General features: G+C 65.2%; 8 protein-coding genes. 7 read left to right on the forward strand and 1 reads right to left on the reverse strand.

Going from position 1 to position 11,789, the window contains the following annotated elements:
* The first annotated feature begins 15 nt into the window (after window positions 1-15).
* The 7 genes from PSQ40_RS10590 to PSQ40_RS10620 all read left to right on the forward strand — a co-directional run bounded on the left by PSQ40_RS10590 (window position 16) and on the right by PSQ40_RS10620 (window position 7,667).
* Window positions 16-918, forward strand: a complete 903-nt coding sequence (locus PSQ40_RS10590) for a peptidylprolyl isomerase (protein ID WP_273951385.1) — start codon at window positions 16-18, stop codon at window positions 916-918.
* A gap of 60 nt (window positions 919-978) precedes the next feature.
* Entirely contained in the window at window positions 979-1,776 is a 798-nt protein-coding gene (locus tag PSQ40_RS10595; RefSeq protein WP_273951387.1) for an ABC transporter permease, read from the forward strand.
* On the forward strand, window positions 1,773-2,999 hold the full coding sequence (locus tag PSQ40_RS10600; RefSeq protein WP_273951388.1) for an ABC transporter ATP-binding protein: 1,227 nt from the start codon (window positions 1,773-1,775) through the stop codon (window positions 2,997-2,999). Before PSQ40_RS10595 ends, PSQ40_RS10600 begins: the two co-directional genes overlap by 4 nt.
* A 44-nt stretch (window positions 3,000-3,043) precedes the next feature.
* Complete coding sequence (locus PSQ40_RS10605; protein WP_273951389.1) at window positions 3,044-5,350, forward strand: O-antigen ligase family protein; 2,307 nt, start codon at window positions 3,044-3,046, stop codon at window positions 5,348-5,350.
* Window positions 5,347-6,312: a lysophospholipid acyltransferase family protein gene (locus tag PSQ40_RS10610; protein WP_273951390.1), complete on the forward strand. Its 966-nt coding sequence runs from the start codon at window positions 5,347-5,349 to the stop codon at window positions 6,310-6,312. Before PSQ40_RS10605 ends, PSQ40_RS10610 begins: the two co-directional genes overlap by 4 nt.
* A 219-nt stretch (window positions 6,313-6,531) precedes the next feature.
* Window positions 6,532-6,849, forward strand: coding sequence for a DUF1153 domain-containing protein (locus PSQ40_RS10615; RefSeq protein WP_273951391.1), 318 nt, complete (start codon window positions 6,532-6,534; stop codon window positions 6,847-6,849).
* A complete protein-coding gene (locus PSQ40_RS10620; protein WP_273951392.1) occupies window positions 6,846-7,667 on the forward strand; it encodes an IS3 family transposase in 822 nt (273 codons plus the stop codon). The genes PSQ40_RS10615 and PSQ40_RS10620 overlap by 4 nt, the downstream gene beginning before the upstream one ends.
* Before the next feature lie 163 nt (window positions 7,668-7,830).
* On the opposite strand, the gene PSQ40_RS10625 is transcribed toward PSQ40_RS10620, so the two are convergent.
* Complete coding sequence (locus tag PSQ40_RS10625) at window positions 7,831-11,676, reverse strand: methyltransferase domain-containing protein (RefSeq protein ID WP_273951393.1); 3,846 nt, start codon at window positions 11,674-11,676, stop codon at window positions 7,831-7,833.
* Window positions 11,677-11,789 lie beyond the last annotated feature (113 nt).

Genomic DNA, 11,789 nt, shown 5'->3' on the forward strand with positions numbered 1-11,789 from the left:
TGGTGCTATCGCTGTATGACTCGCCTGCTGACTCGTCTGTTGTCTGGTCTGGGTATTTTGCTGGTGTCCGCGCTGCCCCTGGTGGCCAGCGCGCAAGGCCCTGGCATTGTGATTCAGCGTGATGGTGTGGCCATCACCACGGCTGATCTTGAATCTGAATTGCGTCGCATGTCGCCTGAGGTGCGCTCGGCCATGTTGCGCAACCCCGATGACATGGGCCGCATGAGCTCGAATTTGTTGCTGCGCCGGGTGTTGGCCAAACAAGCTGAAGAAGCAGGTCTCGACAAAGACATGCTGAACCAAGCCACCCTGCGCATTGTGGTTGACCGTGTGCTGTCAGAAATGCAACTGGTCCGCCTGGATGAGAAGGTCAAGGTCAATGACCAGGCGCTGACCGACCGGGCCTTGAGCCTTTACAAGGCCAATGCCAAACGTTTTGAACGTCCTGCCGAAGTTCGCATTCGCCACATCCTGTTGGCCAATGGCAGTGGCACCCGAGAACAGGCTGAGCAACTGCTCGCCGACCTCAAGAAGGGGGCTGACTTCGAGAAAATGGCGCGTGAAAAGTCCAACGACCCTGGCAGTGCTGCCAAGGGCGGGGATTTGGGTTTCTTCACAGCAGGTCGCATGGTGAAGTCTTTTGAGGATGCGGCGTTTGCCCTCAAGACGCCGGGCGAACTCAGCGGGGTGGTGGAGTCGCAATTTGGCTTTCACATCTTGCAGCTGGTGGAGTCCCGTCCGGCAGGCATGCAGAGTTTTGAAGAGGTCAAAGCTGAACTCAAGAACGAAGTCCTGGGCAAGCTGACCCAGGATGCGCGTTTGGCTGAGGGCCGCCGCATTTTGGAAAAGGCACAAACCAAGCCTGAAGTCCTCAAGGCCTTCATCGACGCGCAATTGGCTGCTCAGCCTGCGCAGTAAGACGCCACGGCCCTCAGGGGCCGTTGGTGTTCTTGTCTCCTCGCCAGAAGAAGTTTCTCCATGCCGCTGATTCGCGACTTGCTCACCGTCTGGCGTTCCCGCCAACTGCTGTGGGTGCTGACCCGCCGGGAACTCTCCGCCCGCCATGCTGGCACCGCGGCGGGTTGGTTGTGGGGCTATGTTCAGCCCCTGTTGACCGTCGCGGCTTACTACCTGGTGTTTGACGTGGTGTTCGCCCTGCGCTTGGGCGAGAACGCGCCGACCCGCCACGTGGGGGCTTTCCTGATCGTGGGGGCCTTGCCCTGGATGTCTTTTTGCGACGCGGTGGGGCGGGGCGCCAACAGCCTGCTGGAGGCCGGTGGCCTGCTGCAAAAGAACCCTCTGCCACCGGTGCTGTTTCCGACCCGCTCCGTGCTGGCCACCATGTTGACCCACGGACCGCTGATCTTGGTGCTGGCGCTGGCCTACTGGCCCACCCACCAGGGGGCCTGGTCGGTGCTCTGTCTGTTGCCCCTGTGGCTGTTGCAGTGCTTCTTCTGTGTCCTGCTGGCGTACTTGCTGGCGGTGTTCGCGGCCGCCGTGCGCGACACGGTGCAGATCGTTGGCTTTCTGCTCTCGGTGGGGGTGTTCATCTCGCCGGTGTTGTTCCCGGTGAGTCAGTTCCCCGAGGCCTGGCGTTGGGTGCTTTGGCTCAACCCCATGAGCGCCTGGGTCGAGGCCTATCAACTGGTGTTGTTGAAGGGTGCCTGGCCGGAGTTCGCGCAATGGGCCGCCATTTTGCTGTGGATTGCAGGCGTGGCCGGCCTGCTCAATGTGGTGGTGCGGCGCAGCCGTGACCAGTTGGTGGACTGGCTATGAGTTCCAAATTCAACCCCTTGCTCAATTCCCAGACCTTGATTCAGGTTGAGGGGCTGGGCAAGCAGTACCAGATCTACGATTCGCCACGCGAGCGCATGAAAGCCTTGCTGTTGGGCAGTGGGCCGCAGCGCCACCACTGGGCGCTCAAGGACGTGTCTTTTTCGCTTGCCAAAGGGCAGTGCCTGGGCCTGATTGGTGACAACGGCGCGGGCAAGAGCACCTTGCTCAAACTGCTGACCGGCACCCTGCAGCCCAGCACGGGCCGCATCGAGCGCACCGGTCGCCTGACGGCCATCCTGGAGTTGGGCGCCGGGTTCCACCCCGACTTCACGGGGCGACAGAACCTGTATTTCGGCGGCAGCCTGATTGGCCTGTCGGCCGAGGAAATGAAGCGCCTCGAGCCCGAGATCATTGAATTCTCTGAACTCGAGGCCTCCATTGACCGACCGGTGAAGACCTACTCGTCGGGCATGATCGTGCGCCTCGCCTTCGCCCTGGTGACCGCCGTCGAGCCGGCGATCCTGATCATCGACGAGGCCTTGGCGGTGGGCGACCAGCATTTCCAGAAGAAGTGCATCGAGCGCATCGATCAGTTCCGCGAGGCGGGTTGCACCATCATTTTTTGCTCTCACAGCCTCTACCATGTGCGCCACTTGTGCGATGTGTCGCTGTGGCTCAGTGGCGGACAGGTGCAGGCTTTCGGGCCCACAGAGCATGTGCTGGCCTCGTATGAGACCCATGTGCGTCAACAAGACGCCAAGGGTGACAGCGCCGCCGCAGCGAACGGGGGCGCGGTGGCGCCGCGCGCGGACCGCAGCCGCGACCAGGCCGGCTTGGTCTCGGTCGAAGTCGATGGTTTGAACGCAGACACCCCGCCCTTGATGGCCGGGCCTGATCTGGTGGTGCGCGTAAAGGCGCGGGTACCCGGTGGATCGCGGCCCAGTTTTGGCGTCATGCTGGAGCAAAATCACGGCGTGGGCATCACCTCACTGGCGACCCACGCCGAAGGGGTCGAAGCGGTCCCCTTGGGCGATGAACAGTGGGGCATCACCCTGCGCTTTCCTGACTTGCCCCTGCACTCGGGCGAGTACAAGGTCAGCGCCTATTTGTTTGACACCCAGGGTTTGGTGACCCTGGACGAGTGGTTGAATGCATTGGTTTTCAAGTGGGTGGCCCCCAACCTGACCCCCGGTCTGGTCCGTTTGCCACACCACTGGGAATGACACATCAGTGAGTTGACGAGAGCAACGACAACAGGGTTTCGAACATGACGGTTCCGAGCGGCTACAGCGCATCCCCCTCCACTTCTTGGCAGGCCTTGTTGGCCGAACAGCAACAGGCCGCGCCGGCCCCGGCCCAGCCGCCCTCTGACGGGCTGGACCTGGCCTTGGGGGCGGGCTGGATGCTGGTGCTGATGTTCTTCCTGCTGCCAGTGTTGGGGGCGCCCGAGGCTGCGCCAGTGGGGGATTCGGTCAAATCGGCCATCGTGGCCTTCGGTACCCTGGGGGCCGTGCTGTGGTACGCACTGACGAACCGAGCTGAGTTCACGCGGTCGCAGGGGCATTGGTTCTTGGCCATGGGGGCTTTGTTGACGCTGTATTCGGCGGGCAGCATCCTTTGGGCTCACGCTTATTTGGCCACGGGTGAAACCGTGCGCTGGGGGCTGTTCACCTTGTTGCTGTGGCAGACCCTTCAGCTCAAGAGTCGCTCCATGTTCGTCACCCTTTCCTGGGCTGTTCATTTGGGCGTGTTTTTGTCCTCGCTGGTGATCGCGTGCCAGTACTGGTTCGGGGTTGAGTGGTTTGCCCAGTCGGCCCAGCCGGCGTCAACTTTCGTGAACCGTAACTTCTTCTCGGAGTACGCGGCCTGTGCCCTGCCGTTCTCGATCTTCTTGCTGTCCCGCCTGCGTGTCGGTTTGCCGCTGTACCTGTTGACTGTTTCTTTGGCATTCAATGTGGTCGCATTCTTCATGACAGGCACGCGCTCGGCGCTGTTCGGCATGATGCTGGCGGTGCTGGCCACCCCCGCGCTCTTTTGGTTTTACCGTCGTCCCTTGGGCCTCGTGAACCGCTGGCGTCTGAGCACCGTGCTGCAGGTGACCGTGTTGTTCTCAGCGCTGGTGATTGCGCTGGGCATGCTGCCGACTGGCAATGCGGTGATCTTGCAAGAGAATGCTCAAGGAGGCCGGTCGCACAGTGCCTTTGCCCACAGCTTCCAACGCATTCAGGCCATGGGAAGCAAAAGCGAGTACACCGTAGGCAGTGTCTCGGTGCGCTTGGACATGTGGAAGTCTGTTATTCGCGCCATTGCCGCACACCCTGTGGCCGGCGTGGGCGCTGGGGCCTGGGAGGTGGTGATTCCGCTCTACCAGCCGCCTAAAACTGAGTTGGAAATCGACTACTACGTGCACAACGAGTTTTTGCAGCTGCTCGTGGAGTACGGCATCGCGGGCTGGGTGTTCCTGTTGGGGCTGTTCGGTCTGCTGGGGCGCACGGCTTGGCAGTTGCTCAAGACGACCCAAGCTGAAGAAAACAGCGATGTCGCGATGCGCCTCACGGGGCTTGCCAGCTTGCTGCTGTTGTTGTGGGTCAGCAACCTTGGCTTCCCCCTCCACTTGGCTGGGACGGGGGCCTTTTTTGCGGTGAGCATTGCCTTGATGGTGCCTTCGCGTCAGACCGTGCATGCGCAAGAGGCTTCACCCGAACCTCAGGCCATGTGGCGTCAGGCTGTGCCTTATGGGGTGGCTGGCCTGGCCGTGTTGGGCCTGCTGGGCAGTGTCTACGTGACCCGCCAAGCGTTCTACGCTGAAGACCGCTTCATGCGCAGCATTGGCTTGTTGAAGGCGGCCAAGCTGATCAAGAACCCGGCTGATCCGCGCCGCGCGCGTTACATGGAAATGGCACTGGCTTCGGGCAAGGAAGGCGTCGAAGTCACCCCTCATTACCGCAAGCTGATGAGCCAGATCTCCGACGAATTCAACGGCTTGGGCGATTGGAAGAACGCAGTGTGGGCCTATGAAATCATGGCCCAGTCGCGCCCCAACATCCCGGTGATCTGGGCCAACCTGGCGATTGGCTACTCGTACCAAAACAACCACGACAAGGCCAAGGAGGCCCTCGCCAAAGCCCAGGCGATCAAACCCGATGCCCACTCGGTGCGCTATGCCGACGTGCTGGTCACTGCCAATGCCGGCGATATCCCGGGGGCAGCCAAAAAGCTGCGCAGCTACATCGAAGACGACGGCTACAACGCCAGCTTGGTTGAAGCCACCCGAACCATGGCGCCCCACACTGGCGACTGGGAACTGGTCGTGATGGCGCTGAAGGGCGGTCGCATCAAGGCGCCGCAGTACGCGGTCCAGATGTCCCTGCAACTGGCGGATGCCCACCAGCGCTTGAAGCAACCCGAGGAGGCGCTGTTGGCCTTCCGCGACGCGCTGGTCTATTCGGTCAAGACGGGCCAGGTCGCAGCGGTGCAGGCGCGCATTCCGCCCGAGATCCGTGAGAAGGCGGTGGCCCTGGCCAATGCGCAACTCAAGGCCAATGCCGAAGCGGCAGCGGCCAAGGCGCGATGAGCGTGCAGCGTTACCGGCAGGAACTGCGCGACCTGCTGGAGCTGGTGTTGCTGCCAGGGCTGGCGGCGGTGTTGCCTTGGGCGGTCTGTTTTCGGGTCTTCAAGTGGCTGGCCCATCTGCGCTTTCTGTACCGCGACCCCTGTGAGCGTGCGCTGGCCCAGGCCCAGGCGCGCGGCTGGGTGGGCAGCGAACCCGGTGCGGCGGCGCGCTGGATCTGGTCACGGCGTCTGGTGACGCTGGTGGACCACGCCGACTTTTACCTGGGCCGCACCCGCTCTGATGCCTGGATGCGGCGCCACCTCGATGTGGAAGGTCATTGGTGCCCGCCAGACCAAGCGGCCTTGTTGTGCACCTTCCATTGGGGGGCGGGCATGTGGGGGCTGCGCCATGCGCGTGCCCAGGGCTTGAAGCCCCATGCCCTGGTGGCGGCCCTCAATGGCGATCATTTCAAAGGCCGCACCGTCCTGCATTGGTATGCGCGGGCGCGCACCCAGGCCGTGACCGACGCGCTGGGCCGTCCGGCCATGGATGTGTCGGTCAGCCTGCGTCCTGCGATCAAGGCCTTGCGCTCAAACGAACAGGTGCTGGCCGCCATTGACGTGCCGTCTGACCAGGTGCTGTCGAGCGAGGTGGTGTCCCTGGCCGGCATGCCGGCCCGGGTACCGCGCGGTCTGCTGCGCCTGGCCGTGGACCAGAAGATCCCGGTGGTGCTCTACATCACCGGCATAAACCTCGACACCGGGCGTCGCCATTTGCGCATGCGCGTGTGGGGCGTGGGCGACGACGTCAGCACGCTGGCCCAGGCCGTGTTTGGCGAGCTGGATGGTTTGATCCGGCAATGCCCGCCGGCCTGGCATTTCTGGAGCGAAGCGCCACGCTTCTTCATCGACACCGAAGCCGAAGCGGCGGCGCAGGCCACACCCGCCGCGCCAGCCAGCCCGGAATCCCCCGCCAGCCCGTAAAGCCACTGAGCGCGGGCCACCCGCGCTGGGTTGAAGCGGTGGTGGCGGCGTCTGGCTGAACCGACCGGGGGGCCGGCCGGGGGGCGTTTGAGGCACCCGTCGGATCGCCACATCGAGCGCTGAGCCCCTGCATGGACCGGGCCGCCGCCGGCCCGGATCGCTTCAGTGTATTGACCCAGAAATTTCCTGCTCAGGTGTTATCGTTGAAAGGAAACACAGATGAGCACCCTGATGGAAGACGACATCAAGCGTTGGACGGCCAAGAGAAAGACGGCCCTGGTCCTGGACATCATCCAGGGCAAGACCACGATCTCGGAGGCCAGCCGGGCCTTCGATCTCAACCCGTCGGAGGTGGAGCAGTGGGTCGATGAAGGCAAGCGCGGCATGGAGAACGCCCTGCGCACCAAGCCTCTGGAAGTCAAAGAGCAGTACGAGAAGCAACTGCGTGAGCTGCAGGAGGCCTATGGCGAAGCCATGCTGGAGCTGCGTGCCAGAAAAAAGCTGGCGTCCCTGCTGGGCACCGAGGACGAGAAATGATCCTCAGCCTTCAGCAGGGACTGGCTGAAGAGGGATTGAAGGTCAGCCTGGTCAAGCTGTGCCAGTGGTTCGAGATGCCTCGACGCACGGTGTACTACCGCAGCACCAAGGCCGCGCCGAAGGTTCAGCAACACTTCGTCAAGCCCATCAAGGCGATGATCGAAGAGAACCCGTCGTTTGGTTATCGCACCGTGGCGCACCTGCTTGGCTTCAACAAGAACACCGTGCAGCGGATCTTCCAGCTCAAGGGTTGGCAGGTGCGCAAGCGACCGGTGGGCTTCAGGCCTCGCATCCAGGTATTGCCATCGGTGGCCAAGGCGCCAGACGAGCGCTGGGCCACCGATCTGTGCCGCGTGTGGACCGGGCGTGACGGCTGGGCTTCGCTGGCCTTGGTGATCGACTGCTACAGCCGCGAGCTGCTGGGCTGGCACCTCAGCCGCAGCGGCCGATCCAAGACCGCTGAGGCGGCACTCGAGCAAGCGTTGATTGCCAGGTACGGCTGCCTGGGCAAGGTCCGGCACCCATTCTTGCTGAGGTCAGACAACGGGCTGGTGTTCACCAGCCGCAGCTACACGGCCCTGGTCAAAAGCTATGGTCTGCAGCAGGAGTTCATCACTCCATACAGCCCAGAGCAAAACGGCATGGTCGAGCGCGTGATCAGAACGCTCAAAGACCAGTGTGTACACCACCACCGGTTCGAAACCCTGCAGCACGCCAGTCGCGTGATCGCGGATTGGATCAGCTTTTACAACCACCGGCGCCCTCACCAGGCGCTGGGCATGAAGACCCCCGCTGAGGCTTATGCGTTAGCAGCCTGACCTGTGCAGAAAGTGCTGGGTCAATACATCAGGCCATCCGGCCGGCGGTGGCGTCACTTTCAATCAGCAGGGCCCCGGCCGCCGGTCTGGAGCAGCCCGCGCGGGACAGGGAACACGCCGCGTGATGGGGGGCTGACGCGTCTCGGTGCCAGCCCGGGCGAGCTCACGCCCCCAAGTGGCGGCGCAGGGCGGCCTTCACGCGGGGCGGCAGCACGCGCAGCACCAGACCCGCCCCCGGCAGCGAACGCAGGGGGTGCGGTGCGGCGGTCGCAACGGTGCAGGCCTCGGATGGCGCTGCCACCGCGTCAGCTGGCTGCGGGCTGGGCGCGGTGTCCGTGGGGGCCGCCGCCAGGGGCTGGAAATCGCTGCGGAACTGGTTCAAAAAGTCGGCCGGCAGGCCCTGTGCCGGGGCCACCTCCGGCAGGTCTTGCAGGTACTCGCGCTCGTAGTCCCAGTCTCGCACCACGCTGCCCAGCCAGGGTGAGGCCGGCCGCGCCGGCGGGGTGGGCGGCAGGCCGCTGACGAAGTGGGCCTCGCGCACCGATTGCCACCAGTCCACCCACTCGTTGACCGAGCTGTTCCAGGGGCGCAGCCAGGTCCAGGCGCGCTCGTGCAGGCGCTCCGGGAAGGCGCCCAGGTCCGGGGCCACCACCGGCAGCCCGGCCGCCAGGCAGGTGCTCAGGGTGTAGCTGTAAGTCTCCGGCCACAGGGCCGGGAACCACACCACGTCCGGTTGCAGCCAGGCCAGCATGGCGGGCAGGTCGGCATCCTCGTAGGCGCCGTGCACCGTCAGTCGGGTCTTGGGGCGGGTCTTCAGCGTGCGGTAGCCGTAGCCCACCAGGTGCAGGTCGATCGGCACCTGGCGGCGCTCGGCCTCCTGGGCCACGGCTTCGAGCAGGTCGGCCCCCTTGATGGCGCTCAGCGCCCCGAGGATCACCACCTTCAGCGGGGCCTCGGCAGGCAGCTGGCGGGGCAGGGCCGCCAGTGGCAGGTCGGCCGGCAGATCCCGGTGCGGTGCCAGCCGCACATCGCAGGTCGGTACAAAGCTCGCCAGGCGCCGGGCCGCGTCGAGGCTGGGCGCCAGCACATGGCGGGCGCGTTGCAGCAGGTCGGCATTGAAGGCGCGCCAGTCTTCGATGCGCCCCCCGCCTGGGGCGGGGCGCTCGGCCACACAGGCGCGGCACTGGTCCAGGCCTTGTTCGCCGCAGTACTGGCCGTCCTCGGTGGTCAGCGTGATCTGGGGGCAGTAGCTGTAGAAGTCGTGGGCCGTGAACTCCGACGGCACGCCCAGGTCCTGCGCCAGTCCGCGGATGGGCAGCGCATGGCCCAACAGGTGCTGGTAATGCACCAGGCGCACGCCCAGGTGGCGCAAGGTCTTGAGCAGATCGGGGTACTGGGTGGCCACATCAAAGCCCAGGTCCAGGCCTTCTTGCGGGCCCACCAGCTGCAGGCGCACCTGGGTGCCGTCTTCGGGGCGCAGCAGCAGACACCAGGCGCGTCCGCTGAGTTGTGCCGCCAACTCGCGCGCATGGCGCACCGTGCCCCCGGCAAACTGGTGCAGCACCATCAGCACCACGGGCAGACCGGACTCAACCACACGGGCCACGTCCACGGCCTGCCGTGCACCACGTGCCGGGTCTTGTTGGATGAAGGCTTGCACCGCGCCGTCGTACTGCGGGTGCAGGCGGCGCAGGGTGTCCATGGCGGCCAGTTCGCGCGCGCTCTTGGAGGCGCCAAAGCTCACCCCGCCGGCGTGCAGCACAAAGGTGTCGAGCGCATGCAGGTTGCGCCAGCCCGCCAGGTGGGCGCGGTGGCAGAAGTCGTTCTCTTCGCCATAGCCCTTGCCGAAGTGGGCCACATCGAACAGGCCCACGTCCTGCAGGCTGTCGCGCCGGATGTACATGCAAAAGCCGACGCCGGTGGGCACGTCCACCACCTGACCCGGGTTGGTGCGCGCAAACAGCGCGTCCAGGCGGGCGGTGTCGTAACCCTCGGGCAGGCGGTTGGCCTCACAGAAGCGCGGTGCGCTGCAGATGGTCGCGTTGTTCGAGAACGGCGTCACCGTGGCCACACGGCCGTGGTGGTAGGCCGCCTGGGCCAGGCGGTCCAGCCAGTCGTTGGCGACTTCGGTGTCGCTGTTGAGCAGCACCACATCGCGCTCCGGGTGCAGTGACATGCCGCGGTTGACGGTGGCCACAAAGCCCAGGTTTTCCGGGTTCTCCAGCAGGGTGATGCGCGGCTCGCGGGCTGCCACCTCGCGCAGCCACTGGCTCACTTCGGGCTCCGGGCTGCAGTCGTTGATGACGATCAGTGCCCAGTCACAACGCTGCACGCTGGCCAGGGCCGAGTTGATGCAGCGCTGGGTGTCGCCCAGGCCGCGGTAGACCGGCACGATGACATCGATCGGTGCGGCCAGCCCCGGCGCCTGGGCCGTGGTGTCCTTGGGGCGGGCGGCTGGCACGGGGGCCGGGGCGGTGATGCCCGCCTGCGCTGGCGCCGGTGTGCCCCCCGCCTCCCGTGGGCCCAGCAGGCGCATCTTGAGTTGCACCAGCGGTCGGCTCAGGCGGAAAACGGTCGAGTTTTCCAGCGCCGTCAGGTGCTGGCGCTGGCGTTCGCAGGTGGCCTGCAGCTGCTGCACTTCAGCGTGCAGGGCCTCGCGCTCGTGCTGCAGGGCCTGTTGGGCGGCGCTCAGGTGCTGGTTGCGCTCGTTCAGAATGTGTTGGGCCTGGTTCAGGGCCTGCATCTGCGCCTCGGTCTCGGCCTGCTGCGCTTGCCACGCTTGCTGCGCGCTGTGCTGTTGCAGCGCGCTGACCCGAAGCTGTTCGCTCAGGGCCAGAAAGTCGGCCGACATCGGCCAGCCCAGGCGCACTTCAAATCGCCCGCCCACGGCGTCGGCCAGGTGGCTTTGCAGTGGCGGCATCAGCCAGGGGTCGGCCCCGTGCATCAGGCACAGGGCACTGCCGCTGCCCAGGCCGGTGCGGTGGGGCAGCAGGTCGTGGTGGGGCCATTGGCTCAGGGTGTCCAGGCCCTCCTGGTCGCTGCGCCACTGCCACAACAGACGGCCATCGGCGGCGTGGAGGCCCAGGCTGTGCAGGTGGATGAAGCCGGGGCGGTCGGCCGGGTCCAGGCGCAACTCGGTCAAGGTGCGGTCGCCGGGCAGCTCAAACACCAGGGTCTGGTCGGCCAGCCCGATGGCACCGGCTTGCACCAGTTTGCGGTCCTCACTCAGGCCGCGGGCGTCGCCCAGGTACAGGCTGGCGCTGAAGCGCGGGTGGGCGTTGGCCGGCTCGGCCTGCAGCAGGCCGCTCTGGTGGGCCCGGTCGGGCACCACCGTGGCAATGAACTGGTAGGTCAGCGCATCAGGCTGGCTCAGCAGTTGCCGGGTCACGGCGGGGGCCAGGGTGTCGAACCAGGTGGCGAACTCGGATTCGTGCAGTTCGCGCTCGATGGTGTCCAGGGCCAGCAGGCCCCAGCCCTCGTCGCTCAGGAAACGGCCCAGCGACTGGCGCGTGAAGAAGCGCACATGGGTGCGGTCCAGCAGGCCCTCCTCTCGGTACAGGAACTCGCCCTGCATCAACTCGGCCAGCAAGCCGGCATAGGCCGCGTTGGGGATCGAAATCAGCAACTGCCCACCGGGGGCCAGCAAACTGCGGCAGGCGCGCAACACCTTTTCAGGGCCACGCAGGTGTTCCAACACGTCGGCGCAGATGATGAAGTCGTAGCGTTCGCCCGCGAAACGCAAGGCCAGGTCGTCCTGGTCCAGATCGGTCACATCGACCCGGCGGTAGCCTGGGCGCGCCAGCGCGGCTTCCGCTTCGTTGATGGTCACCCCGTCGACGGTGCACTGCCGTTGGGCTTTCAGGTGCTGGCCCAGTGAGCCACTGCCGCAACCCAGGTCCAGCACCAGGGCCCCGGGTCGCACCAGGTCGGACAAGACCCGCAACGAGGTGCGGGCTTCTTGGCGAATTTCGCGGTTGTAGACGTGAAGAGGGGCGTTCCGAGATGACATGCGCGGATTATGAGGGCTGGCTGCCGGGGCCCTGGGCCGCTGCGGCGGGCCTGGGGACGGCGCTGGCGAACTAGAATCGAGGGTTTAAGAATTGCAGGGAGAGGTGCGTGTGC

This window comes from Curvibacter cyanobacteriorum (genome assembly GCF_028649475.1).
Taxonomy (GTDB): Bacteria; Pseudomonadota; Gammaproteobacteria; order Burkholderiales; family Burkholderiaceae_C; genus Curvibacter; species Curvibacter cyanobacteriorum.